This is a genomic window from Phenylobacterium glaciei, from assembly GCF_016772415.1.
Classification (GTDB): Bacteria; Pseudomonadota; Alphaproteobacteria; order Caulobacterales; family Caulobacteraceae; genus Phenylobacterium; species Phenylobacterium glaciei.
Genome location: NZ_JAGSGD010000001.1, coordinates 3,335,512 through 3,360,003, shown reverse-complemented (window position 1 = coordinate 3,360,003; position 24,492 = coordinate 3,335,512). Strand labels below are relative to the sequence as shown.

Below are 24,492 nucleotides of genomic sequence, written 5' to 3'. Positions count from 1 at the left end.
TGGAGGAGATGGCCATGCGTTGGGACGGTGGACGCCGCAGCGGCAATATCGAGGATCGGCGCGGGATCAGCCCCGTCGCGGGGGGCATCGGCATTGGCGGCCTGCTGCTGGCGGCGGTGGGCTATTTCGTGTTCGGCATCGATCCTTCGACGACGCTCAGCGTGGTCAATGGCGTGAACGGCGGCGCCGAGCAGCAGGAAGGCGCGCGCGGCACGCCGGCCGACCGCGACGCCCAGTTCGTGGACGTCGTCGAGACCTCCACCACCGATGTCTGGAGCCAGGTCTTCAAGGCCTCAAACCGCAGCTATGATCCGCCGGCGGGCGTGGTGATCTATGACCGCGCCACCGGCACCGGCTGCGGCATGGGCCAGTCAGCCATGGGGCCGTTCTATTGCCCGCAGGACCGCAAGGTCTATCTGGACCTCTCCTTCTGGCAGGAGCTCTCGGGCCGCTTCGGCGCCCAGGGCGACGCGGCCCGGGCCTATGTCATCGCCCACGAGATCGGCCACCACGTCCAGAACCTGACCGGCCAGATGGACAAGGCCAAGAACTACGCCGCCAAGGGCGTGGACTCCGGTTCGGTACGGCTGGAACTGCAGGCCGACTGCTATGCCGGAGTCTGGGCGGCGCGCGCCTCCGACGTCTCCAACGGCGCGGTGGCGCTCGATCCCAAGGACGTGGAGGACGGCCTGCGCGCCGCCTCGGCGGTGGGCGACGACACGCTTCAGAAGCAGTCCCAGGGCCGGGTCATGCCCGACGCCTTCACCCACGGCACCAGCGAACAGCGCACGCGCTGGTTCCGCGCCGGGGTGCAGAACGGCGACCCCGCGTCCTGCGATACCTTCAGCGCTTCAAGACTCTAGAGCCTGATCCGTTGAGGTGGAATCGCTTCGCGATTCCGCCGATGCGGTGAATCAGGCTCCAGATATAAGCGAGAGCATGATTCACGCGTCAGCCGGGACCGCGACGCGGTTCCGTCTAAAACGATCATGCTCTAGGAGCGCGATAGCCGAAAGTGGCCGCCGGTTTTGGCGACCATCGCGCGACCAACAAGGACTCTCGAGCTATTGCTCGAGAATGGGCGCCGGCTCGTAGCCCAGGCAGACGTCCACGCAGCGCTTGGCGAGCAGTTCGCCGGCGTCCAGCAGCGGCTTGCCGACATCCTTGGGTGACAGGACCAGCGGGACTTCCGTGCAGCCGGCGATGATCGCCTCGGCGCCATCGGCCACCAGGATCTGGGCGAGATCGGCCATGCCCTGGCGGACCTCTGCGCCGACGTCGCCGGTCTTGATCTTGGCCAGCAGGGCCATGAAGCCCTCCTGAGCCTCAGGCGGCAGGGTGACCAGGCCCATGCCCTGGGCCGCCAGATATTCCCTATAGAGCCGGATCGCCTGCTTGGTGCCCAGCACGCCTGCGCGCCGCGCGCCGGTGTCGCGCGCCGCGTGGGAGGCCGTCTGGATCATGTCGATCAGCGGCAGGCCCGAGGCCCGGGTGATCAGGTCGGCATGAGCGTGGGCGGTGTTGCAGGCTATGGCCAGCACCTCGGCCCCCGCGCCGTGCAGGGCGCCGGCCATTTCAGCCAGGACCGGGCCGGGCTTGGCGAACGGGTCGTTGCGATCAGGAACCTGCGGGTTGATGTCGACGATTACCCGGATGTGGTCCTTCTCCTGCTTCACCGGGGTGAAGGCCTGGAGCTTGGTGAGGAAGTCGAGGGTGGCGGCGGGACCCATGCCGCCGAGGACGCCGAGGACGAGGCTCATGCGAGGTTTCCTTCCAGTTCGCCGACGTAGCCGAACAGCCCCTGGGCGCCGCCGGTGTGCAGGAACACCACCGTCTCGTCCTTGAAGGCGCCGGCCTTGGTCAGCGCGATCAGGCCCTTCATCGCCTTGCCGGTATAGACCGGGTCCAGCAGCAGGGCCTCGGTGCGGGCCACCAGTTTCAGGCCCTCGATCACCGCCTGATCGATGAGGCCGTAGCCCGCGCCGACATAGTCGCAGTCGGCGACGGTCATCTCGCGGGTGACGCGCTCGGCGTGGCCCAACAGGCCGGCGGTCTCAACCGCCAGCTTGTGGACATTGGCCTCCTGGGTCTCCTGCGGCGCACGGACGCCGATGCCGAGGACGGGGATGTCGGCGCCGATCAGGGCCAGGCCCGCCACCAGGCCCGCATGGGTGCCGGCGCTGCCGGTGGCGGTGATGATGCGGTCGATGACGATGCTCTGCTCGTCGGCCTGGCGCACCAGCTCGACGGCGCAGTCCACATAGCCCAGGGCCCCGATGGCGTTGGAGCCCCCGCCGGGGATGATGTAGGGCACGCCGCCCTTGGCGCGGACCTCGTCGGCCACCTTGGCCAGCTCGGCGTTCATGTCGGTCCCGGCCGGGACATTGCGCAGCTTACCCCCCAGCAGACGGTCCAGCAGCACGTTGCCCGAGGTGTTGTAGTCGAGCGCCTTGGAGCCGGTCCGCTCCTCCAGGATGATCTCGCAGGCCAGGCCGAAACGGGCGGCGGCGGCGGCCGTCTGGCGTACGTGGTTGGACTGCACCGCGCCTTGCGTGACCAGGGTGTCGCAGCCCTGGTCCAGGGCGTCCCCCAGCAGGAATTCCAGCTTGCGGGTCTTGTTGCCGCCGCCGGCCAGGCCGGTGCAGTCGTCGCGCTTCACCCACAGTTCCGGGCCGCCCAAGGCGGCGCTGAGGTTGGACATGGGCTCCAACGGCGTGGGCAGGTGCGCGAACCGCGCGCGGGGGAAACGGGCCAGGTGCATGGGGAACTCCTCAGCCCCCTGACTAGCACGGCCAGCTCGGCTGTCGCGAGACCCCTACGGCTTGAGTTTGCGCGGCAGGCTGGCGATCTGCGGCGGGGTCAGCTTGGTGATCGACTTCACGATGCACGGCGACAGGCCGATGGTCCCGGCGACCTTGAGGTCCAGGTCGATGGGCTTACAGACCAGGTCGGACCCGCCGACCGTCTCGACCACCAGGGGATCGCCAATGTCGGCGCCGGCCAGGCAGGCGCCGTGCATGTCGATGCGGAAGACATCCTTGTTGCGGACCCCAACATAGAGGGTCTTGGGATCGGCGACCCGATGGCCGTCCATCTGGCTGACGCGGAAGCATTGGCGGCCGGGCGCGGGGTCCTGCGCCAGGGCCTGAGAGGCGCCCGCGGTGAGCGCCGCGGCGGCGAGGATGAGGGGGAGCAGGCGGTTCATCGTGACGATCCTTGGCTTGGTTCCTAGATCAACGGGACACGATGGCATTTGTCGGGCGGGGAGGGTAGCGTGGCGGCTTCTCCGGGGAGTCGCCGCAGCGGCTGAGAGGCGGGTTTGTCCCCGCGACCCGCCGAACCTGATCCGGGTCATGCCGGCGAAGGGAGGGAACGCGGGCGCTTCCGCACGACCACTCTACGCGACACGTCCGGGTCTCCTTACCAAGGCAGGAGCCCGCACATGAACTCTCAAACCCCCGTCCCCAGCAATGGCGCGATCCCCACCGGGGAGCGTCCTGGCTCACGCAAGGTCTATCAGCCCGGCCTGCTGTGGCCCGACATCCGGGTGCCGTTCCGCGAGGTGGCGGTGCACCCCAGCGCGGGCGAGCCGCCGGTGACGATCTATGATCCCTCCGGCCCCTATACCGACCCCACTGCGACCATCGATATCGAGCAGGGCCTGGCCCGGACCCGCGAGCCCTGGGTGGTCTCCCGCGGCGACGTGGAGGTGGTGGCCAACCCGCGCGCCGTGAAGCCGGAGGACAACGGCGGGGCGAGCGGCAAGCACCTGGCGCCGGAGTTCAAGGCCCCGCGCCGGGTCTACCGCGCCAAGGGCTCCGGAAGCGTCACCCAGATGGACTACGCGCGGCGGGGGATCATCACCCCGGAGATGGAATACGTCTCCATCCGCGAGAACCTGCGCCGCCAGGAAGGTGACGGCTTCATCCGCGACGGGGAGGACTTCGGGGCCGAGATTCCCGACGTCTGCACGCCGGAGTTCGTGCGCTCCGAGGTGGCTCGCGGCCGGGCGATCATCCCGGCCAACATCAACCACACCGAGCTGGAGCCGATGGCCATCGGCCGCAATTTCCTGGTGAAGATCAACGCCAATATCGGCAACTCCGCGGTGCTCTCCACCGTGGCCGACGAGGTGGACAAGATGGTCTGGGCCATCCGCTGGGGGGCCGACACGGTCATGGACCTGTCCACCGGCCGCAACATCCACAACATCCGCGACTGGATCATCAGGAACAGCCCCGTGCCGATCGGGACCGTGCCGATCTACCAGGCCCTGGAGAAGGTCGACGGGGTGGCCGAGGACCTGACCTGGGAGGTGTTCCGCGACACCCTGATCGAGCAGGCCGAGCAGGGGGTGGACTACTTCACGATCCACGCCGGGGTGCGGCTGTCCTATGTGCCGCTGACCGCCAGGCGGGTGACCGGGATCGTCAGCCGGGGCGGCTCGATCATGGCCAAGTGGTGCCTGGCCCACCACAAGGAGAACTTCCTCTACGAGCACTTCGAGGACATCTGCCAGATCATGCGGGCCTACGACGTGTCGTTCAGCCTGGGGGACGGCCTGCGGCCGGGCTCCATCGCCGACGCCAATGACGCGGCCCAGTTCGCCGAGCTGGAGACCTTAGGCGAGCTGACCCAGGTGGCCTGGAAGCACGGCGTCCAGACCATGATCGAGGGCCCCGGCCACGTGCCGATGCACAAGATCAAGGCCAACATGGACAAGCAGCTGAAGGTCTGCGGCGAGGCCCCGTTCTACACCCTGGGTCCGCTTACCACCGACATCGCCCCGGGCTACGACCACATCACCAGCGGCATCGGGGCGGCGATGATCGGCTGGTTCGGGACGGCCATGCTCTGCTACGTGACACCCAAGGAGCACCTCGGGTTGCCCGACCGGGAGGACGTCAAGCAAGGGGTGATCACCTACAAGATCGCCGCCCACGCCGCCGACCTGGCCAAGGGCCATCCGACGGCGCGCGCCTGGGACGACGCCCTGTCGCGGGCCCGGTTCGAGTTCCGCTGGGAGGACCAGTTCAACCTCGGCCTCGATCCGGAGACGGCGCGGCAGTACCACGACGAGAGCCTGCCCAAGGAGGCGTTCAAGACGGCCCACTTCTGCTCGATGTGCGGGCCGAAGTTCTGCTCCATGAAGATCAGCCAGGAGATCCGCGAGACCGCCGCCAGGCAGAACGACGTGGCGCAGGGGATGGCGGAGATGAGCGCCAAATTCCGGGCGGCGGGGAGCGAGATTCAGGTCAAACTCTGAGCACATGTTGGTCGTCACGGATGGAGCAGATGGCGTTTTCAGACGGGGCGACCGACGAAGACCTGTCGTTGGCCGACTGGACCGACGCCGATTGCACCGATGCGGTGTTCGTGGGCTGCACCATCGAGGGGGCGCAGTTTTCGGGGACGGTGCTGGAAGGCAGTAAATTCAAGGGCTGCCGCATCGTGGGCGCCCGGTTCGCCAGCGCCAACCTGCGTGACGCGCACTTCGAGGCCTGCGTGTTCACCCACGGCCAACATGGGCCAACATTTGCCCATTGCGGTCTCGATGAGGTGCGCTTCACCCGCTGTGACCTGTCTTTCGCGCGGTTCGAGCGGTCGAGCCTGTATGGGGCGGCGTTCGAGACCTGCAACCTGCGGGGCGCGGCCTTTGTGGGCGCCGACTTCAGCCGGTCGTTCGGGCGCAAGGTGATCCGCACCCAGGTGTCGTTCTCGGGCTGCAGCCTGGAGCTGGCCGACCTCGCCCAGGCGCGGCTGGCCGGCGCCGACCTGACCAATGTGTCGTTGCGGGAGACCGACCTGCGGGAGGCCGACCTGACCGGGGCGGATATGAGGAAGTGTGATCTGTTTCAGGCCCTGACCGGCGGGGCCAAGTTCGCTGACGCCGACCTGCGGGGCGCGGAGGTCAGCGGCCTGAACATCTCAGGCCTGGCCAACTGCGAGGGGATGAAGGTCGATGTGGGCCAGCAGTACCGCCTGCTGACCGCGCTCGGCCTCGACGTCTACGCCGACTAGCGATTTTTGCTGGTCGCCTGACGGGCGCCTGAACCGGTTCCCACTTCAGGCTGTCAGGCTCAGTCGTCGCGGCGCGCTTTGACCTTGATGCGCTCGGGCTTGGGCCAGGACTTGACCATCACCACCAGCATCGAGGCGCCGAGGATCGCGGCCAGCGCGCTGACGCCCTGGGCGGCGTCCATGCCGATGGCGGCCTGGCGGCCGACAAGGGCGCTGGCCAGGATGACGAAGGCCATGGCGGCGCGTTCGGCGGAGATACGGGCAGTGATCGACTTGAGCATGGGTTCTCCTCTGCCCTCCAGATGACGTGCGATTTCAGGATCGACCGTCAGGGTAAATATCGAATGTGGTCAGGCTGCGGCGAGTGGTCACGCTTGAGGCAGGCTGGAGGCCGGATTGCCGCGCGAGCGGTCAGTCGTCCTGACGGGCCGTGACCTTGGCGGGGGTCGGCGCGATGCGCACCCAGACGGCCACCGTCACCGAGCCCAGCACCGCGGTGACCGCGCCGGCCCACTGGATCACGTCCATCCCCTGGGCGGCGTAGCGGCCGGCCATCAGGCTGACGATGAAGACCAGGACGGCGGAGCCCCATTCGGCTCCGGTGCGCGAAAACAGCGAGTTCAGCATGGGGTCCTCAACTCGGCCCGTAATGATGGTGCGCCGCGATAAAGCCATACCCAGCAGGGATTCGCGATGCGGCATGGCCGCGCATGATGAAAAGGGCGGCGGCAGGACAAGGCCGGTAGGATGAGGCGCGACGGTCAATTCTGGGGGGTGGACGGACCACAGACTTCTCGGACAAGCCCGAGACTTCGCGGACATGATATCAATTCCCCAATCACACTGATCAAGGTTTATGCAATCGATATCACGTCACCGTAATCCCGGTCATGCTAGCCGATATGGATGACCTGCCTCGCTCGCATCGTCGTCCCCGGCCCTCCCCAGATTTCGGTAACAGTGCATTCAATCCGGCGCAGCGCGCCGGAAATTCAGTGCGCTGTCAGCGTCATGCGGGAGACGTGTAAGACTTACGGCGGCGCGCCGTCCGAAGTGTAATGTAGGCAAATTAGTGTGCGCCCCTGACGGCCAAAGCACGGAGGTCTTAGTGGCAGAGCGGCGATGGACGTTCAGAGACGCCTTCGGGCATTTCGGTGCGAAGGCGACGAATCCGCGCCAGACATGGTCTGCACGGAATGAGGCGACCAGGACGGTCGTGTTGAGCTTGTGGGAGGATCAGTTCGACCCTTCCTCCGCGGACTCTTATTCGACCTTCGATCGCGCAGACTTACCGCATTGGAAGGACGCGCGGGGAAACAAAGACCGTATTAGAAATCTACAATACGCCAGGGAACACTGCGGAGGCCTTTTTCGCGTCATCCTAGTGACTGCCAAAGACCCTCTTGCCATCCCACGGTCGGCGCTCCGGCTATACCCTCACCCGACCAAAGTCATGAGGCTAACCGCTCTGTGCGAGCGGACAGGCGAGTTCACCGCTGTCGGTGTCGATCGCTGAAAGCCGAGAGATCCAATCTGTCGACCACGGTGACATCGATCACGGTGCAATTACGGTGACAGGTAATTACGGTGACATGATAACAATTGCCCAATCATGGCTCTCCGACCAGCGAGGTCGTCGTTGCGGCCTCGTCGCGCCTCGGCTTCGGACGGCGCCTTTGCAACCCTGAGAACCGCCCTTGGTTCTGACGCCACGATAGCGTCAGTCAAATTCACGCAATTGATAACCTGTCACCCAAAGCGCCTACCTTCTGAACCCCAAACCCCGTCATCCCGGGCGACCCGCAGGGGAGACCCGGGACCCAGGGGCGGTGCGCTGGGCCCCTGGGTCCCGGCGCTCCGCTGCGCTGCGGCCGGGATGACGGAGTGGGTTTGCTCGAGAGGGCTTGCGAGCCGTCATCCGCCTCCGCGCGCGATTTCGCTAGCAAATGCTGATTGCATGCCCCGTGGCCCCCAACTATCCTGCTAGCGTGAACAGCAAGCAGGCCAAGACCCTGAAGCTTGTCTTCGCCGACCCGGTTTCCTGGACGGTCGAATGGGCGGCGATCGAGAGTCTGCTCGTCGCGGTGGGCTGTTCGGTGATCGAGGGCTCGGGATCGCGGGTGCGGTTCGAATGCCGGGGCGTCATCGCCAGCTTCCACCGCCCCCATCCGGCCAAGGAGGCCAAGCGGTATCAGGTCCGTGACGCCCGTGAGTATCTGATCAAGCTGGGAGTGAAACCATGACCGCCATCGCCTACAAGGGCCACTTCGCCCATGTGGAGTTCGACGCCGAGGACGAGATCTTCACGGGCCGGCTGGCGGGGATCAACGATGTCGTCGGCTTCCATGCCGACAGCGTGGAGGCCCTGAAGGCCGCCTTCCACGAGGCGGTGGACGACTATATCGAGACCTGCGGGAAGACCGGAAAGGCGCCCGAGAAGCCCTATTCGGGACAGATCATGGTGCGTATCGATCCGGCGGTTCACGCGCTGGCCGCGCTGGCCGCGCAACTGGCCGGCAAGAGCCTGACCAAGTGGACGGAGGAGCGGCTGCGGGAGGCCGCTGAGCGTGACACGGCGGCCGTGGTGACGGTCTAGCTGCCGGCCGCCAGAAGCTGGGCCTGGATGCCCAACGCCTCGGCGGCGGTCGCCAGGCGGTGGTCGAGGGTCACCAGGGTCAGGTCGCCGCGACGGCAGAGGGCGGCGTGCAGGGCGTCGGGCGCGCGCAGCATCAGGTCGAAGCGGCGGACGAAGATGTGGGCCAGGCGGATGTCGGAGGCCTGCAGGTCGAGGTCCACCGTGGCCGAGGCGCGCCAGGCGTCGAAGTCGGCGAGGCGGGCCGTGGCGTCGGCGGCGTCCAGCAGGCCCGTGCGCACCAGGCGCGACAGGGCCGAGGCCACCTCGGCGGCGGCGAATTCGCTCACCACCAGGGCCTCGTCGGTCTCGGCGATGAAGCGATCCACCAGGGGGCTTCCCGGCTCCTCGATCAGGATGGGCAGGATCGCGCTGGCGTCCAGATAGGCGCTCACCCTTCGTCGTACAGCTGGTCCAGCAGCTCCACAGAGGTCAGGCCGACGCCCTTGCGCTTCAGCCGGCGCGCCTTCAGCCACGCATAGCTGGCCGGAGAGACCTTCTGATCCTCCCGGCCAATCGGGCGCAGTTCGGCGACGGCCCTGCCGTGCCGGGAGATGATGACCTCCTCGCCCTCCAGGGCGCGGTCGATCAGGCGAGGCAGGCCGTTCTTGGCGTCGGCGACGCTGTAGGTGGTCAAGGTCGGATCTCCGGAATATAGCTATAATTATAGCCATATATTTCGCGTGATCAATGCGGGATCAGGGGTTCGTGTGGTTCCAATTCCTCGGGTTGGTGGGCGTCGAGGCGGATCAAGATTGTCCACGAACCCCACGAACCCCACGAACTGTGTAGCATCGGGGGATCTCAGGGGCCGGCGGCGTGTCCCCGTGACCGGTTGGAGGCGCGAGATGCAACCGTCCTTGGGGGCGAAGATCGGCGAAGGCGCCACCGCGGAGGTCTATGCGTGGGCGCCCGGACGGGTGCTCAAGTTGTTCAGAGCCGGGACGCCACACCATATCAGCCTGCACGAGGCCCGAATGACGCGCGCGGTTTTCGCCGCGGGCGGCTTGGCGCCGGAGGTGTTCGAAGAGGTGATGGTCGAGGGTCGAGCAGGCCTCGTGATGGCGCGGCTCGAGGGTCCGACGCTGATGCAGGTCACCAAGAGCAAGGCGGTTTCCTATGCACAGGCGGGCGTCCTCCTGGCTGAGGGTCTCCACGCCGTTCACCAGGCGCCGCCGCCGCCAGATGTGCCGGTCCTGCGTGACTATATGGCGGGCTCTCTTCGGCGCGCCCGCGGGACCCTTTCGACCCCTGTTGCGGCCGGCGTCCTGGCTCTGATCGATCGCCTGTCGCCACGAGACGGGCTGTGCCACGGCGATCCAAACCCCGGCAACATGATCCTGACGACGGAGGGGCCGAGACTGATCGACTGGATCGCCGCGATGCGTGCGCCCGCCGCGCTCGACCTGGCGAGCGCGCACGTCATGCTGACAGAGCTTGCCCCCCACATGGCCGATGACCCGGAGCGTCCGCGCGCCGTCAACGCCGCACTGCAGGCGGCCTATGCGGGACTGTCGGGAACGTCACCTGCCGCCCTGGCGGCCTCGGTGGAGCCCTATCTGCCCGTCGTTCGCGCGCTCGTGCTCCTGGGCGGCGCGGTCCCGGCGCAGGACGCCAGACTGCGGCAGCGCCTGGCGGCGGACTTTCCGGCCTAGGGCGACGGCGAAGCGCTTCGGCGTCCTTCCCCAGTCGCGCCCTTTGGACAATCACGTCACCGTAAGTGGGGGACATCTTGAAGTTTGTGGCGGAGGAGGGGTGAGGTCACACTCGCCATTGCCCGCAGGCCGACGGATCCGACCCGCTGGACGTCAGCAATCCCGTGCCTCAAGACGACCACACCCGTCGAGCGTACTTGGGGAAGCCTGATGGATATCCGTCCGAGGAATTTTTGAGGGGAATGGATGCGCGGCTTCTACAGACACGTCTTCTGTGCGGCGATCTTCGCATGGACATCGTCGTCCGCCCCCGCCCTGGCGGTTCCCGAAAGCGCTGGGACTGCGGTGTTCGTCGAGACTCTCGCAGACATCACCGTCGAGCTCTCCCGCCTTGAGGGTCACGCCGTCACCCTGCTGGATCACGCGCACGAACTTCGCGACGGGCACGAGGTAATCTGCGGAATCTATGGGGCCACCGAGGGGCGCCTCGGCCCCGCTAACCGCAAGCCCTTCGGGTGGGTGGACGGCAAGCTGGTCATGAGCTGGGGGCCGGAGGTCAATCCTGCCACCCGCTGCCTGCAAGAGAATTACGGCATGCCGTTGGTGTGAGCCGTCGTGCGGGCGGTGGCGGATCGCGCTCCGGGAAAGCGTCCTCACGGCGCTTTCAACGCGAACCCCACCGGTGCAGTTACCCCGCCAGCCCCAGCTGCACCGGGTCCAGCGGTGTCCCCGCCGGGTAGTGATCCCCCAGCCATTGGCAGCCGAACATCATCAGGGCGGCGGGCAGGACCACCTCGCCGGAGGGCTCGGTGTTCGCGACGCCGAGGTCGAGCCTGGCGGCTTCCAGGCGGTAGGTGCGGCTCACGTGGTCGGCGACGGTGAGGAGGGCGCCGGCGTCGGTGATCTCCAGGATGGGGTCGACGAGGGCGACCTTGAGCATGCCGCCGTGGGCGGCGAACTGGACCTCGCCCAGGAACAGGCCGCGGCCGGTGAGCTTGCCGTCCGCGTCCACCGTCAGGCTGCTGTCGGGGGCGGCGTCGAAGGTGAAGCCGCCGTCGGCCGTGCGCTGCGCGCCCGCGCCGGCCTCGATGGTCCCGCCCGCGCCCTCCACATAGGCTCGGAAGCTCTGTTTCACGCCCCAGGTCAGGGTCTTCACGGTCTGTGCGGCCATGGCGGCTCTCCTCAGGATGGGGTGGCGCGGCGGGCGGCGAAGGCGGCCTCGACGCAGGGCATGACCAGCCAGCTGATGTCCTCGCCTACGGTGTCCAACTCCTTGGCCGTGCTCGAGGAGACGTGCAGGAACTGGGATTCGCAGATGAAGTGCACCATCAGCACCTTGGGGTCGATGCGTCCGGCGACGCCGTGCAGGTTGAACTCGTCGTTGAAGTCGCTGGCCTCGCGCAGGCCACGGACCACGTGGGTGGCGCCGATCTGGTGGGCGTAGGCGATCAGGCTGCGGTCGGTATATTCGCTGACCTCCAGGGCCCCGGCGAACAGGCTGCCGGCCCCGGTGGCGGCCTCGGGCCACAACTCGGTGATGGAGTCGATGATCAGCCGCTCGCTCTGCGCGACGTCGAAGGTGCGGACCTTGCGGACATTGAAGCCGATGGCGACGTGGACGGCGTCGAAGGTCTTCAGCGCCTTGCCGATGATGTCGAGGTGGCCGCGGGTGACCGGATCGAAGGAGCCGGCATAGAGCGCCTTGGTGGCGCCGGACTTACGCATGTGAGGACCCTGACCGCGTCTCTTGAGGCGCGGAGAGTTCCCCGATGCGGAGGCAATGCGCAAGCCCGAGACTTCAGGCTAGACAAGAAGCCCTTCTTGGCCCCCCGATGCAGAGCAGCTGAGCGCCCTGATGAGCCCCTTTCCCCAACTGCCGCCCGACGCCTTCGCCAAGCAGGATGACGGGGATGACGCCGAGTTCTACGCCGAGGCGCGGCTGAAGACCCATATCGACGACGCCGCGATCGCGGCCCTGACCGACTTCTACCGGCTGGTGCTGCCGGCGGGCGGGGCGCTGCTGGACCTGATGAGCAGCTGGGTCAGCCACCTGCCGCCGGAGGTGGCCTATGGCGAGGTGATCGGGCACGGGATGAACGCCGACGAGATGGCGGCCAATCGGCGGCTGTCGCGGTGGTTCATCCAGGACCTGAACCGCACGCCTGTCCTGGACCTGGCCGACGCCAGCCTGGACGGCGCCATGATCTGTGTGGGCGTGCAGTACCTGCAGCAGCCCCAGGCGGTGCTGGCGGAGGTGGCGCGGAGCTTGCGTCCCGGCGCGCCGCTGGTGGTGAGCTATTCCAACCGCTGCTTTCCCACCAAGGCCGTGGCAATCTGGCGCGATATCGGGCCGCAGGGGCACGCCCGGCTGATCGAGCTTTATCTGGAGGCGGCGGGGTTCAGCGGGATCGAGGTCCACCGGCTGAGGGACGGGCGGGCCAGTGATCCCCTGACGGTGGTGCTGGGGCGGGCGCCCTGACGCGCGACGAGGCCATTTTCGGAACCACTGGCCTAGGTCGGGCTTTGCCCTTCAGACGCTGCCGGCTGTCGGCGGATGGAAGGGAACCTTCGAGATGCTTGCAACTATCGCCATCGTGCTGCTCGTCCTGTGGCTGCTCGGCTTCTTCGCCTTCCACGTCACCACCGCGGCGATCCACGTCCTGCTGCTGATCGCCCTGGTGCTGGTGGTGCTGCACTTCTTCCGCGGCCGCTCGGCCTGACGACCCAGCGTCTTCGACCTCGGGTTCCCGGCGACAGCCGGCGGGGCTGGCCGACCTAGGCTGTCTGTGACCGTTGGTGCGCCGGCAGGCCCGCCTCGATGGTCTCCAGCAGCAGGTGGCCGTCCAGCGGCTTGGTGAGGAAGGCGTCGGCGCCGGCGGCGAGCCCTGAGGCCCTGTGCTCGGGCAGGGCGTTGGCGGTCACCATGACGATCAGGGTGCGGTCGAGATGCCGCGCGGCCTCGCGCTCGCGCATCCGGCGGATGGCGGTCAGCCCGTCCATGACCGGCATCTGCATGTCCATCAGAATGACGTCGAAGGCCTGGGTTTCGAAGGCTTCGCAGGCCTCCAGTCCGTTCTGCGTGGACACCACGTCGGCGCCGATGGTTGCCAGTAGTGTTTCCAGGACCATGCGGTTGACCGGATGGTCCTCGCTGACCAGCACCCGCAGGGGCGGTCCCGTCTCGGCCGCCGCAGGGTCCGGCGTGGGCGCGGGCGGCGTGGCGGTGATCTTCTCCGCCCGGGGCAGGGGGAGCAGCAGGGTGAAGGTGGCGCCGCGTCCCAGCTCAGCGTCGCCCTCCAGGCCGCCGCCCATCTTGTTGGCCAGCTCGCGAGATATCGCCAGGCCCAGGCCCGCCCCGCCAAACCGTCGGGTGACGGAGCCGTCGGCCTGGGCGAACCGTTGGAACAGGCGGGCCTTGGCGGCGGCGTCGAAGCCGATGCCGGTGTCCTCCACCGTGAAGCGCCAGAGGTCGGGGCCGGCGTCGAAGGCCGGGCCGACGGTGACCCGCACATAGCCCTTGTCGGTGAACTTGACCGCGTTGGAGATCAGGTTGTTCAGCACCTGTTTCAGGCGGGTGACGTCCCCCAGCACGCCCTGATCGGCGGCGGGGTCCAGGACCAGCCGCAGGTCCAGACCCCGGGCGGTGGCCCGCGCCGTCATCAGGGTGACAGTGGCGGTGACGGCGGTGGCCAGGTTGAAGGCCTCCCGCTCGATGGGCATGCCGCCGGCGTCGATGCGGGCCAGGTCGAGGATTTCCGACAGCAGCTTCTCCAGCATCACCCCCGAGCCATGGATGGTCTCGGCCATCTGCCGCCGGCGCGGATCGAGGCCGCTCTCGGCCAGGGATTGGGCCAGCGCGTTGACGCCGTTCAGCGGGGTGCGGATCTCGTGGCTCATATTGGCCAGGAACTGGCCCTGGGCGCGGTGGACCTCCATGAGGTCGCGGGCCGCGCGACGCGTGTTGCGGACCATCAGGATGGCCAGGCCGATGAAGGCCGCGGCCACGGCGCCCATCTGCCAGGCCGAGCCGGTGATCAGGTCGTGGGCCGGCCGCTGCGGGGTCCAGGCCAGGACGACGGAGCGCTCCTGGCGGGCCGAGTTGAACGCGGTGCGGCCGTCGGTGGCCGGGACGTCGCGCTCGTCGAGCAGCAGGCGCACCTGCCCCAGGGCGTAACGGTCGCCGACCCCGGCCAGGTTGGCGGCGGTGATGAAGCCGCCGGCCAGCACGATGGTGGAGGTGGGGCGCAGGGGCTGGACGGCGCCCAGGTCGGGCTCCACCAGGCTGGCCGTCCACATATAGGCCCCGCGGCCGCGGGGCTCGACCCGGGTGATGATGATCGGCTGCGGCGCGCTGACGCCGGGCTGTCCTACAACCTTGGGTTTTCGCAGACGCTCCCGATCGCGAATCTCCGCGATGATCGGCTGCGCCTCGTTGCGGAACCGAAGCCAGTCGGCGGGCGGGATCGAGGCCTTGTCGCCATGGGCCCAGACGGGGCGGTCCAAGCCATCGACCACCAGGTAATCCCATGCGCCGATGGTGGGCTTCAGGTAGAGTGGCAGGTTATTGCGGGCCCAGACGGGGTCGAAGCGGTTGTCGAGGTTGAGGACCGCCTCATCCCTGACCGTCTGCGCCTGGAGGGCGTTTTCGATCGCCTTGACCTGGCCGTCGACGCCGCGCCGGACCAGGAATTCCTCGTGATGGCGGACAAGGTCGTCGACCTGGCGGGCGCCCAGCAGCAGGCTGCCCATCAGCATCAGCGTGCCGACCACCGCGAGACTCGCCAGCGGCCAGAGCAGCCTCAGTTCAAACCGCATCCTAACCCCAAACCCCGGTCTTACCCGAGGGTCATGCTGACCTGCGTCGGGTGGGGTCACAACAACCCAGGACGTGTGGCTTGCCGTAGCGTCCGTAAGCGCCGATTAACCCTGATCTCCCATGGTCGGCGCGACACCGGAGACGATAATGACCCGCCTGGCCCTGGTGATGATCGCCCGCGACGAGGCCCACCAGATCGCCCGCGCGCTCAAGAGCGCCAAGCCCTTCGTCGACGCCATGATCGTGCTGGACACCGGGTCGGTGGACGGCACCCAGGCGATCGCACGGGCTTGCGGCGCGGAGGTCCACGACTTCGCCTGGTGCGATGACTTCGCCGCCGCCCGCAACGCCTCCCTGGCCCTGTCGCCCGCCGACTGGAACCTGGTGCTGGACGCCGACGAGTGGATCGAGAGCGGGGGCGAGGCGCTGGCGGAGCTGGAGCCTGACGCCATGGGCTGGGTGCGCCGCGACAACCAGCTGGAGGACGAGGCCGTCTCCCAGACCTGGATTCCGCGCGTGCTGCCGAAGGGCGTCCGCTACGAAGGGCGAATCCACGAGCAGCCGGTGGGGCTGGAGCGCGGGGTGCGGCTGCCGGTCCTGCTGGGGCACGACGGGTTCACCGCCGAGAGCCTGGCGCGCAAGGGGGACCGCAACGAGGTCCTGCTGATGGCCGACCTGCAGGATCATCCGCAGGACCCCTATCTCTGGTTCCAGCTGGCCAAGGAGCATCAGGTGCGGGGCCATCCGCCCCAGGCGGCGCTCTGCTTCACCGAGGCGCTGCGGCTGGCGCCGAGCGGGGCGCCGTGGCGCCACAGCCTGGTGGTGCGGGGCCTCACCGCCCTGAAGGACGCCGGGCGGTTGGAGGAGGCCCGGGCGTTGGCGGAGGCCGAGCGGGACGCCTGGGACGGGTCGCCGGACTTCCACTTCGCGGTGGGCAATCTCTATCTCGACTGCGCGATGGCCGATCCGGAACGGGCGGTGAGCGACCTTCTGCCTGTGGCGGAAGCCGCCTGGAAGCGGTGCCTGGAGATCGGCGAGCAGCCCCACCTGGACGGCGCGGTGCGGGGCCGCGGCAGCTTCATGGCCGCCCATAATCTGACCACGCTTTACGAAACCTTCGGCCCGCCCGAGGCGGCGGCGACCTACAGGGTGCTTGCAGCGCGGCGCTGACGCCCAAGAAAAAAGGCGGCGCCCGGAGGCGCCGCCCAGTTTGTCAGGGCTGGGAGAGGGGAGGCTCCAACCCTGGAATCCCAGTGACCCTTAAGGGGTCGGCGTGGCGGCCGCCTCGGGCTGAGCCGAGTCCGGGGTTACCGTCGCGGGGGCCGCCGTCACCGGCGGGATCACGATGGTCATGGGCGCCGAAGCCGAGGTCTGGGCCGAACCCGAATAGGCCTGCGGCGTCGCCGGAAGGGTGGCGCTGGCGTTCGTACCCACACCTTCGGCGCTCACAGCGGCAGGGGCAGGGCGGGCCCGGGCGACCCGGGTGGGTGTGGCGGCGACCCGCGCGGTGGCACGGGGCGTCTCGATCCGGGCCGGGGTCGCGACCGGAGCTTCCGGAGCCATGGTGGGGGGAGCGTCGTTCGCCGCCGTTTGGGCCGGCGCCAGCATCGGGGCCGGAGCCACGGTGTTGGCGGCGCTCGGAGGCGGAGCGGCCTCGTCCTTGGGGGCGCCCATGAACATCACACCAGCGCCAAGCGCCAGGGCGACGGCGGGAACCGCCACATAGACCAGAGGGTTGATGCCGCCCTTGGCCTTGCGGCTTTTGGGCTGGGCATAGATGGGAGCCGCCGCAAACATCGGAGACTCATCGCCGAGTTCAGCATCGCTGCGTTCGAAGTCAGCGGCAGAGAACGTCGGCTTGGCGAAGGGGCTATATTCGGCAGTCATGTTAAGACCTCCCAATGTTGTTCAGGAGGTTAAACGAGGGGCCTGCTAACACGTTCCGTATATCCGACAGTCAAGCCTGCGCTGGGTGTGGCGAAATCGCCGCATTTCCGGGCGGAATAGGGGTTTGCGGCGATTCACATTTTCTTCGAAAACTTCAAAATATGCCGGGGAGGCTGTCACTATCCTTTCCAGATCGCGCCGAAGTCTCGCCTATTCGCACCACAAACGCGCCCCAATTGACGGCTCAGCTTAAATTTTCCGTCAGTTCGCCGATGGAGAGGATGATGCGGTCGGGCCGGATGGCGCTGTCCTTGGGCAGGCCGACCCCCAGGTGGTCGTGCCAGATGGCGTAGATGCCCAGGCGCTGAGGCCCGGCGACCTCCCATTCCAGATTGTCGCCCACCATCCAGGTCTCGTGGGGCTTCACGCCCAGGGCGGCCATGGCGTGGAGATAGGCCTGTTCCTCGGGCTTGCCGAAGCCGGCCTCGCCCTCGATCTGGATGTGGTCGAAGCGGGGGGCCAGGTCGAACCTGTCGATCTTGGCCCGCTGCACGTCCGCCGCCCCGTTGGTGACCAGGGCCAGCTTGACGCCGCGCCGCTTCAGTTCGTCCACCGCCTCCAGGGCGCCGGGGAAGAACCGAGCCTGCTCTTCCCGATAGGCGTGGAAGCGTTCGGCGAAGGTCTTGGCGAAGGCCGGAGTCAGGCCAGGCGCGCGGGGCGCCAGCCTCTCGAACACCTCGCTCACCACCTTCAGCCGGGCCGGGCCGAGCTTGAAACGCCAGATCCTGTGGACGTCGGGATCGGCCCAGAAGACCCGCAGAGCCGCCTCCAGGGCCTCGGCGACCTCGAGCGGCGTCAGCGGCCCCAGGATCGCTCCGAATTCCTCCGCCACCTCGGCGAGAATCAACGGGCGCTTGCCGAAGGAAAGCAGGGTCTCGTCGAGGTCGAACAGGATGGCGCGGGGGAGAGGGATCATCAGATCAGCCTAGACTGAGTCCTTTCCGCCACGGTGAGGCCCGGCTGACGAGGGTGTGACAACGGGCTTCCAAAGCCCCGCTTGACCCGCGCCTCGCGGCCCCGCCAAGGTGGCGCGGATGTCGGAGGGTATGCATGAGTTTCAAGGCCCGGCTCGAACGTGAGTGGCGGTTCGTACGCGGGCTCAATCGCACCCTGAAGCGGGTGAAGACCATTGCGCCCACATCGCCCAACCTGATCTGCGACGATCTGCAGGCGGCCGTGGATCAGTGGCGCGATAAGCCGGCCCTGACCTTCGAGGGCAAGACCATCAGCTATGGCGAGATGGACGCCATCGCCAACCGCTACGCCCACTGGGCCAAGACCAACAACCTGCGGCGCGGCCAGACGGTGGCGCTGTTCATGCCCAACCGGCTGGAATACTTCCCCATCTGGTATGGCCTGACCAAGGTCGGGGTGATCACCGCCCTGATCAACAACCAGCTGTCGGGCCTGGCCCTGGCCCACTGCCTGAACATCTCCGGCGCCGGCCACGTCATCGTCGACGCCGAGACCTCGCCGGCCTTCGAACAGGCCAAGGGGCTGCTGGAGCGGCCGATGCAACAATGGGTGCTGGGCCACGCGGTCGGCGACCAGCGCGATCTGTCCCAGGCCCTGAAGAGCTGCAGCTCGCTGCCGCCGGACCGTTCGGTGCGCGAGGGGATGACCGCCCACGATACGGCGCTGTTCATCTACACCTCCGGCACCACGGGCATGCCCAAGGCGGCCAAGATCACCCACGTGCGGGCCCAGCTGTTCATGCGCGGCTTCGCAGGCTCCACCGGCGCCACGGCCAATGACCGGGTCTACAACCCCCTGCCGCTCTACCACTCCACCGGCGGGCTGTGCGGCCTGGGCGCGGCCCTGCTGAACGGTGGCTCGGTGGTGCTGAAGAAGAAGTTCTCCGCCACCCACTTCTGGTCCGACGTGGTGGCCCAGGAGTGCACCATGTTCGTCTATATCGGCGAGCTCTGCCGCTACCTGGTCAACCAGCCCCCCGGCGAGGACGACACCCGCCACAAGATCCGGCTGGCCTTCGGCAACGGCCTGCGCCCCGATGTCTGGGCCGAGCTGAAGTCGCGGTTCCGCATTCCTGAGGTCCTGGAGTTCTACGGCTCCACCGAGGGCAATGTGTCGATGTTCAACTTCGATGGCCGCACCGGCGCCATCGGCCGCGCGCCGAAATGGCTGCGCAACAAGTTCAACATCCGCCTGGTGCAGTTCGACGTGGAGGCCGAGGCGCCGATCCGCGGGACCGACGGCTTCTGCATCGAGGCCGGGGTCGGCCAGGTGGGCGAGTGCATCGGCAAGATCGGCCTCGGCGACGCCCGCAGCGAATATACCGGCTATGTCGACAAGGCCGCCTCGGACCGCAAGGTCCTGCGCGACGTCTTCGAGAAGGGCGACGCCTGGTTCGCCACCGGCGACCTGATGAAGACCGACGGTGACGGCTATTTCTACTTCGTCGACCGGATCGGCGACACCTTCCGCTGGAAGGGCGAGAACGTCTCCACCGGCGAGGTGGCCGAACGGCTGCAGGCCATCGCCGGCGTCGTCGAGGCCAATGTCTATGGCGTCGAGGTGACGGGCGCCGACGGCCGGGCCGGGATGGCCGGGCTGGTGGTGGACGGCGATTTCGACATCAAGGCCTTCGGCGTCCAGGTCGCGGCCGACCTGCCGTCCTATGCCCAGCCGGTGTTCGTGCGTCTGCTGCCGGCCATCGAGACCACCGGGACCTTCAAGTACCGCAAGGTCGACCTGGTGGCCGACGGCTTCGACCCCGGCAAGGTGAAGGGCCAGATGTTCTACAAGGACGGCGCCAAGGGCTATGTGAAGCTGACCAAGGCCGGCTTCGCCAAGCTGGAGGCCGGCGGGGTGAAGCTGTGACGAACCCTTGATCGTCATACATGGGCTTGTCCCGAGGACCCATAAACACCGTGGCGCAAACGGCCCTGAGCTGTGACGAGCGCGCCCTCTGCGGCAAGACGGAGATCATGGATCCTCGGGACAAGCCCGAGGATGACGGACAGGGTCGGGAGAATCCTCACCGGCTAAGACCGCTTTAAACCCTCGCGGACCATTCTACCTCCATGGCCAAGCTCATTCTCGTCACCGGCGGCGCCGGCTTCATCGGTTCGTCGCTGTGCGCGCGCCTCGTGGCCGAGGGCCACCAGGTGATCTCGATCGACAACTATTTCGCCGGGACCAAGGACGCCCATGTCGCCGGCGTCGACTATCGCGAGGGCCACACCAAGGACATCGCGGACCTGGTTCCCGAAACCCCGGCCCTGATCTTCCACCTGGGAGAATACTCCCGTGTCGAGAAGAGCCTGCTGGAGCCGGCCACGGTCTGGGACCTCAACAAGGCCGGGACCTTCGGGGTGCTGGAGTTCTGGCGGGCCAAGGGCTGCAAGCTGCTCTACGCCGGCTCGTCCACCAAGTTCGGCGACGGCGGGCTGGGCCGCGACCAGAGCCCCTATGCCTGGACCAAGGCCACCAACACCGAGCTCGTCCGCAACTACGGCGACTGGTACGGCCTGTCGTACGCCATCACCTACTTCTACAACGTCTATGGGCCAGGTGAGCGGGCCGGCGCCTATGGCACCCTGATCGAGATCTTCCGCCAGCGGCGGCTGGCCGGCGAGCAGTTGCGGGTCAATGCGCCGGGCACCCAGAAGCGCAACTTCACCCACATCGACGATATCGTGGAAGGCCTGGTCCTGGTGGGCGAGAGCGGGGTCGGCGACGACTTCGGCCTGGGCGACAGCCGCGCCTATTCGATCCTGGAGGTGGCCGAGATGTTCGGCGGCGACATCGTCATGGGGCCGGAGGTGGCCGGCAATCGGATGAGCGCCGACATCGACACCTCCAAGACCCGCCTGCTGGGCTGGACCCCGACCCGGGCGCTGATCGACTATATCGGCAAGACCCCGGGCGCGCAGACAAAGCCCCGCCGCGGCTGACGAAAGGTCGCGTCGCCGCTGCGCACGAGCGCGGACTCGCCTATATCTGCGCCATGCCGACGGACACGACCCTGGCGCCCCTGAAGGGCGCGGCCCTGATTGCCGATGAGGTGAAGCGCCTGCCGGACAGCCCGGGCGTCTACCGCATGATGGGCGAGGACGGCGAGGTTCTCTATGTCGGCAAGGCGCGCTCGCTGAAGAAGCGGGTGATCCAGTACGCGCAGGGCCGCTTCCACACCCAGCGCATCGCCCTGATGGTGGACCTGACCCGGTCCATGGAGTTCGTCACGGTCCGCACCGAGACCGACGCCCTGTTCCTCGAGATCAACCTGATCAAGCAGCTGAAGCCGCGCTTCAATGTGCTGCTGCGGGACGACAAGAGCTTTCCGGAGATCGTCATCCGGCGCGAGCATCCGGCCGCCCAGCTGCGCAAGCACCGCGGCGCGCACACCATCAAGGGCGACTATTTCGGCCCCTTCGCCAGCGCCTGGGCGGTGAACCGCACGCTGAACACCCTGCAGAAGGCCTTCCTGCTGCGGTCGTGCTCCGACAGCGTCTATGAGAGCCGCACCCGGCCCTGCATGCTGCACCAGATCAAGCGCTGCGCCGCGCCCTGTACGGGGCTCGTCAGCCTGGAGGACTATTCGGCCCTGGTGGACCAGGCCGAGGACTTCCTGCGCGGCAAGAGCCGGGCGGTGATCTCCAGGATGTCGGAGGAGATGCAGGCGGCCTCCGACGAGATGGAGTTCGAGCGCGCCGGCCGCCTGCGCGACCGCATCCGGGCGCTGGCCTCCGTCGCCCAGGAACAGCAGATCAATCCCGAGACCCTGGACGAGGCCGACGTCTTCGCCCTGTTCGCCGAGGGCGGGCAGGCCTGCGTCCAGGTGTTCTTCTTCCGGGCCGGCCAGAACTGGGGCAACCGCGCCTACTTCCCCCGGGTCGACAAGTCCGACGAGGACACCGACGTGATGAGCGCCTTCCTCGGCCAGTTCTACGACGACAAGCCGATCCCGCGCCTGATCCTGACCAATGTGGCGCCGGCCGAGCGGGAGCTGCTGAACGAGGCCTTCACCCTGAAGGCCGGCCGCAAGGTGGAGATCACCCGGCCGCAGAAGGGGGAGAAGAAGGGCCTGGTGGACCACGCCCTGACCAACGCCCGCGAGGCGCTGGGACGGAAGATGAGCGAGAGCTCTGCCCAGGGAAAGCTGCTGGCCGGGGTCTGCGAGGCGTTTGGCCTGGAGGCCCCGCCCGAGCGGATCGAGGTCTACGACAACAGCCACATCATGGGCACCAACGCCGTGGGCGGCATGATCGTGGCCGGGCCTGAGGGCTTCAACAAGAACCAGTACCGCAAGTTCAACATCAAGGGCACGGACCTCACCCCGGGCGACGACTTCGGGATGATGAAGGAGGTGCTGCGCCGCCGCTTCGGCCGGATGGTCAAGGAGGAGGAGACCGGAGAGGCCTCCAGCCCGCGGCCCGACCTGGTGCTGATCGATGGCGGCGCCGGCCAGATCTCGGCGGTGATGGAGGTGATGGCCGACCTGGGGGTGGACGACATCCCGGTGGTGGGGGTGGCCAAGGGTCCTGACCGTGACGCGGGCCTCGAGCGGTTCCATGTGGCCGGCAAGCCGCAGTTCATGCTCGAGCCCAAGTCGCCGGTTCTCTATTACCTGCAGAGGCTGCGCGACGAGGCCCACCGCTTCGCCATCGGCACCCACCGCATCAAGCGGTCCATCGACATGAAGAAGAACCCCCTCGACGAGATCGAGGGCGTAGGCCCCGGCCGCAAGCGCGCCCTGCTGCACGCCTTCGGCTCGGCGCGTGGGGTGTCCAGAGCCTCGGTGGACGACATCATGAAGGTCGACGGGGTCAGCGAACCCCTGGCCCAGCGGATCTTCGACTTCTTCCGGAAGAGCTAGGGACTCTCTGATCGTCATCCTCGGGCTTGTCCCGAGGATCCATCAACACCGTGGTGACGATGACGCTCGGCGGCGAGGTTCGCGCCCTCTGAGGCCAAGCGGAGATCATGGATCCTCGGGACAAGCCCGAGGATGACGTTCATTTGGGGGGAGGGGTGTGCCTATCGCACACACCCCTAGCGACGGAAGCTGCACTGGCGCGTTAGAGTGCGATGATGAAGTCCCTGCCCAACATCCTGTCCACCGGCCGCCTGATCCTGACGGTCCTCATGTTCGTGGCCCTGGCTGCGGCGGCGGGCGGCGTGCCCTATGTGAGTGAGCGGCTCACACCTGAGACCCAGTTCGCCCTGCAGAGGTTCGCCTTCTGGGCCTTTGTGATCGCCGCGGTGACCGATTATTTCGACGGCTGGCTGGCGCGCAAGCTGGACGCGGTCACGGTCTGGGGGGCGATCCTCGATCCGATCGGCGACAAGGTGCTGGTGGCCGGCGCGGTGTTGGGCCTGATGGCGCTGGGCGCCCAGCCGGCGGTGGTGCTGCCGGTGGGCCTGATCCTGTTCCGCGAGTTCACGGTCAGCGCCCTGCGCGAGGTCGGCGCCGGCAAGGGGATCAAGCTGCCCGTCACCCTGCTGGCCAAGTGGAAGACCACCCTGCAACTGGTGGGCCTCGGCGCGGAGTTGCTGGTGGCCTCCTGGGGCGCCTTCCAACTGCCGGCCGATCCGGCGATCCGCGAGCCCGTGACCCTGTTCGCCCACACCACCCTGTGGGTCGCGGCCATCGTGACGCTGATCACCGGCTGGCAGTACTGGAACCAGACGCGAAAGGCGCTGGCGACCTAGCCTTTAGGCCATCGCCAGCATCCAGATCGCCATGGCGATCATCATCAGGTTCTCGGTGAGCGACAGGAAGCCCAGGGGCACATTGCTGTCGCCGCCGACGCAGGCGCATTTGAGCTCGCGCCCGTCGACATAGACCGCCTTGATCACCGAGACCGCGCCGATTCCGCCGATGATGAGGGCGACGGGCGCGGACAGCCAGGTGAAGACGCCGGCCACCATCAGGGCGCCGGCGCCGAGCTCCGCGAACGGGTAGATCCGGCCGTAGGGGACCCAGCGCTTGGCCAGCAGGTCATAGTTCAGGAACATGGTGGCGAAGCTCTCGGGGTTCTGCAGCTTCAGCATGGCCAGGGCCATCATCGACAGGCCGATGAACCACTCGCCCGCGCGCATCGTCAGGGGATTGCCGAACGACGCGTAGCTGAGCGCCAGAGCCATCAAGGCGGTGACGGCGAACACCACCAGAACCGGGGTGTAGGACTTGGCCTTGGGGTCGGGGACCTTGAGGCCCAGGTAGCGGCGCAGGTCGTCGTGGCCGCCGATCCGCACGCCATCGATGAAGGTCTGGGGGGTGGTCTTCACGTCGTGCTGCGCCTTGAAGGCGTCGGTTTCCTCGCGGGTTTTCAGCCAGTGGTCCTCGACCTTGTAGCCCCGGCTCTTAAGCAGATGGCGGGCCTTGAGACCGTAGGGGCAGGTGTGGTCGGGCATGACCATGCGGTAGAGGACGGCTTGGCGGGGGGCGTTCATTG

The 24,492-nt window shown here is 67.5% G+C and carries 27 protein-coding genes and 1 riboswitch; of the genes, 14 read left to right on the top strand and 13 right to left on the bottom strand.

What is annotated here, in order from left to right:
* The first annotated feature begins 14 nt into the window (after positions 1-14).
* Positions 15-863, top strand: a complete 849-nt coding sequence (ypfJ, locus tag JKL49_RS16515; protein ID WP_215341793.1) for a KPN_02809 family neutral zinc metallopeptidase — start codon at positions 15-17, stop codon at positions 861-863.
* A 201-nt stretch (positions 864-1,064) separates the two neighbouring features.
* Here the strand turns inward: ypfJ and cuyB are convergent, their stop codons facing one another.
* Genes cuyB through JKL49_RS16500 form a run of 3 tightly spaced genes read right to left on the bottom strand, consistent with a single transcriptional unit; the run spans position 1,065 to position 3,205 of the window.
* Positions 1,065-1,760 carry a cysteate racemase gene (gene cuyB / locus JKL49_RS16510; RefSeq protein WP_215341791.1) on the bottom strand — a complete coding sequence of 232 codons (696 nt, stop codon included), beginning with the start codon at positions 1,758-1,760 and terminating at the stop codon, positions 1,065-1,067.
* The gene (gene cuyA, locus JKL49_RS16505) at positions 1,757-2,761 is read right to left on the bottom strand and encodes a D-cysteate sulfo-lyase (protein ID WP_215341789.1); all 1,005 of its coding nucleotides are present in this window, start codon (positions 2,759-2,761) and stop codon (positions 1,757-1,759) included. The genes cuyB and cuyA overlap by 4 nt, the downstream gene beginning before the upstream one ends.
* 54 nt (positions 2,762-2,815) lie before the next feature.
* The gene (locus tag JKL49_RS16500) at positions 2,816-3,205 is read right to left on the bottom strand and encodes a DUF6491 family protein (RefSeq protein WP_215341787.1); all 390 of its coding nucleotides are present in this window, start codon (positions 3,203-3,205) and stop codon (positions 2,816-2,818) included.
* A 72-nt stretch (positions 3,206-3,277) separates the two neighbouring features.
* Positions 3,278-3,385, top strand: a riboswitch (TPP riboswitch).
* A gap of 57 nt (positions 3,386-3,442) precedes the next feature.
* Between JKL49_RS16500 and thiC the strand changes: the two genes are divergently transcribed.
* The gene (gene thiC / locus JKL49_RS16495) at positions 3,443-5,266 is read left to right on the top strand and encodes a phosphomethylpyrimidine synthase ThiC (RefSeq protein WP_215341785.1); all 1,824 of its coding nucleotides are present in this window, start codon (positions 3,443-3,445) and stop codon (positions 5,264-5,266) included.
* 29 nt (positions 5,267-5,295) lie between these two features.
* Positions 5,296-6,021 carry a pentapeptide repeat-containing protein gene (locus JKL49_RS16490; RefSeq protein ID WP_215341783.1) on the top strand — a complete coding sequence of 242 codons (726 nt, stop codon included), beginning with the start codon at positions 5,296-5,298 and terminating at the stop codon, positions 6,019-6,021.
* 59 nt (positions 6,022-6,080) lie between these two features.
* Here JKL49_RS16490 and JKL49_RS16485 read toward each other — a convergent pair whose 3' ends face one another.
* On the bottom strand, positions 6,081-6,302 hold the full coding sequence (locus JKL49_RS16485; RefSeq protein ID WP_215341781.1) for a hypothetical protein: 222 nt from the start codon (positions 6,300-6,302) through the stop codon (positions 6,081-6,083).
* Positions 6,303-6,432: 130 nt separating this feature from the next.
* Positions 6,433-6,723, bottom strand: coding sequence for a hypothetical protein (locus tag JKL49_RS16480; protein ID WP_215341780.1), 291 nt, complete (start codon positions 6,721-6,723; stop codon positions 6,433-6,435).
* Between the two features lie 1,286 nt (positions 6,724-8,009).
* Here JKL49_RS16480 and JKL49_RS16475 point away from each other — a divergent pair.
* Complete coding sequence (locus JKL49_RS16475) at positions 8,010-8,264, top strand: type II toxin-antitoxin system HicA family toxin (RefSeq protein ID WP_215341778.1); 255 nt, start codon at positions 8,010-8,012, stop codon at positions 8,262-8,264.
* Entirely contained in the window at positions 8,261-8,617 is a 357-nt protein-coding gene (locus JKL49_RS16470) for a type II toxin-antitoxin system HicB family antitoxin (protein ID WP_215341776.1), read from the top strand. Before JKL49_RS16475 ends, JKL49_RS16470 begins: the two co-directional genes overlap by 4 nt.
* Here JKL49_RS16470 and JKL49_RS16465 read toward each other — a convergent pair.
* Both JKL49_RS16465 and JKL49_RS16460 read right to left on the bottom strand, forming a co-directional pair.
* Positions 8,614-9,048, bottom strand: coding sequence for a type II toxin-antitoxin system VapC family toxin (locus JKL49_RS16465; protein ID WP_215341773.1), 435 nt, complete (start codon positions 9,046-9,048; stop codon positions 8,614-8,616). The two genes, JKL49_RS16470 and JKL49_RS16465, sit on opposite strands and share 4 nt — an antisense overlap.
* Positions 9,045-9,290 (bottom strand): type II toxin-antitoxin system Phd/YefM family antitoxin, encoded by a 246-nt coding sequence (locus tag JKL49_RS16460; RefSeq protein ID WP_215341771.1) that lies wholly within the window; start codon positions 9,288-9,290, stop codon positions 9,045-9,047. The genes JKL49_RS16465 and JKL49_RS16460 overlap by 4 nt, the downstream gene beginning before the upstream one ends.
* A gap of 211 nt (positions 9,291-9,501) precedes the next feature.
* On the opposite strand from JKL49_RS16460, the gene JKL49_RS16455 reads away from it, so the two are divergent.
* Both JKL49_RS16455 and JKL49_RS16450 read left to right on the top strand, forming a co-directional pair.
* Positions 9,502-10,308 (top strand): phosphotransferase, encoded by an 807-nt coding sequence (locus JKL49_RS16455; RefSeq protein WP_215341769.1) that lies wholly within the window; start codon positions 9,502-9,504, stop codon positions 10,306-10,308.
* A gap of 246 nt (positions 10,309-10,554) precedes the next feature.
* Positions 10,555-10,917, top strand: a complete 363-nt coding sequence (locus tag JKL49_RS16450; protein WP_215341767.1) for a hypothetical protein — start codon at positions 10,555-10,557, stop codon at positions 10,915-10,917.
* Between the two features lie 79 nt (positions 10,918-10,996).
* On the opposite strand, the gene JKL49_RS16445 is transcribed toward JKL49_RS16450, so the two are convergent.
* Positions 10,997-11,479: an HtaA domain-containing protein gene (locus JKL49_RS16445; RefSeq protein ID WP_215341765.1), complete on the bottom strand. Its 483-nt coding sequence runs from the start codon at positions 11,477-11,479 to the stop codon at positions 10,997-10,999.
* Positions 11,480-11,490: 11 nt separating this feature from the next.
* Entirely contained in the window at positions 11,491-12,033 is a 543-nt protein-coding gene (gene coaD, locus JKL49_RS16440; protein WP_215341763.1) for a pantetheine-phosphate adenylyltransferase, read from the bottom strand.
* Between the two features lie 130 nt (positions 12,034-12,163).
* Here coaD and JKL49_RS16435 point away from each other — a divergent pair, with 130 nt between their 5' ends.
* Complete coding sequence (locus JKL49_RS16435) at positions 12,164-12,787, top strand: class I SAM-dependent methyltransferase (RefSeq protein ID WP_215341761.1); 624 nt, start codon at positions 12,164-12,166, stop codon at positions 12,785-12,787.
* A gap of 94 nt (positions 12,788-12,881) precedes the next feature.
* The gene (locus JKL49_RS16430) at positions 12,882-13,028 is read left to right on the top strand and encodes a lmo0937 family membrane protein (protein ID WP_215341759.1); all 147 of its coding nucleotides are present in this window, start codon (positions 12,882-12,884) and stop codon (positions 13,026-13,028) included.
* A gap of 55 nt (positions 13,029-13,083) precedes the next feature.
* Here the strand turns inward: JKL49_RS16430 and JKL49_RS16425 are convergent, their stop codons facing one another.
* Entirely contained in the window at positions 13,084-15,123 is a 2,040-nt protein-coding gene (locus JKL49_RS16425) for a hybrid sensor histidine kinase/response regulator (protein ID WP_215341757.1), read from the bottom strand.
* 148 nt (positions 15,124-15,271) lie between these two features.
* On the opposite strand from JKL49_RS16425, the gene JKL49_RS16420 reads away from it, so the two are divergent.
* Positions 15,272-16,294: a glycosyltransferase family 2 protein gene (locus JKL49_RS16420; protein WP_215341755.1), complete on the top strand. Its 1,023-nt coding sequence runs from the start codon at positions 15,272-15,274 to the stop codon at positions 16,292-16,294.
* A 90-nt stretch (positions 16,295-16,384) separates the two neighbouring features.
* Here the strand turns inward: JKL49_RS16420 and JKL49_RS16415 are convergent, their stop codons facing one another.
* The gene (locus JKL49_RS16415; protein ID WP_215341753.1) at positions 16,385-17,011 is read right to left on the bottom strand and encodes a hypothetical protein; all 627 of its coding nucleotides are present in this window, start codon (positions 17,009-17,011) and stop codon (positions 16,385-16,387) included.
* Between the two features lie 244 nt (positions 17,012-17,255).
* Positions 17,256-17,987, bottom strand: coding sequence for an HAD family hydrolase (locus tag JKL49_RS16410; protein ID WP_215341751.1), 732 nt, complete (start codon positions 17,985-17,987; stop codon positions 17,256-17,258).
* 134 nt (positions 17,988-18,121) lie between these two features.
* Here JKL49_RS16410 and JKL49_RS16405 point away from each other — a divergent pair, with 134 nt between their 5' ends.
* The 4 genes from JKL49_RS16405 to pgsA all read left to right on the top strand — a co-directional run bounded on the left by JKL49_RS16405 (position 18,122) and on the right by pgsA (position 23,746).
* Positions 18,122-19,912, top strand: coding sequence for a long-chain-acyl-CoA synthetase (locus JKL49_RS16405; RefSeq protein ID WP_215341749.1), 1,791 nt, complete (start codon positions 18,122-18,124; stop codon positions 19,910-19,912).
* Positions 19,913-20,115: 203 nt separating this feature from the next.
* Positions 20,116-20,988 carry an NAD-dependent epimerase/dehydratase family protein gene (locus tag JKL49_RS16400; RefSeq protein WP_215341747.1) on the top strand — a complete coding sequence of 291 codons (873 nt, stop codon included), beginning with the start codon at positions 20,116-20,118 and terminating at the stop codon, positions 20,986-20,988.
* Positions 20,989-21,041: 53 nt separating this feature from the next.
* Positions 21,042-22,910 carry an excinuclease ABC subunit UvrC gene (uvrC, locus tag JKL49_RS16395; RefSeq protein ID WP_215341745.1) on the top strand — a complete coding sequence of 623 codons (1,869 nt, stop codon included), beginning with the start codon at positions 21,042-21,044 and terminating at the stop codon, positions 22,908-22,910.
* Between the two features lie 215 nt (positions 22,911-23,125).
* On the top strand, positions 23,126-23,746 hold the full coding sequence (gene pgsA / locus JKL49_RS16390) for a CDP-diacylglycerol--glycerol-3-phosphate 3-phosphatidyltransferase (protein ID WP_215341743.1): 621 nt from the start codon (positions 23,126-23,128) through the stop codon (positions 23,744-23,746).
* A gap of 3 nt (positions 23,747-23,749) precedes the next feature.
* On the opposite strand, the gene JKL49_RS16385 is transcribed toward pgsA, so the two are convergent.
* Entirely contained in the window at positions 23,750-24,490 is a 741-nt protein-coding gene (locus JKL49_RS16385) for a glutaredoxin family protein (protein WP_215341741.1), read from the bottom strand.
* Positions 24,491-24,492 lie beyond the last annotated feature (2 nt).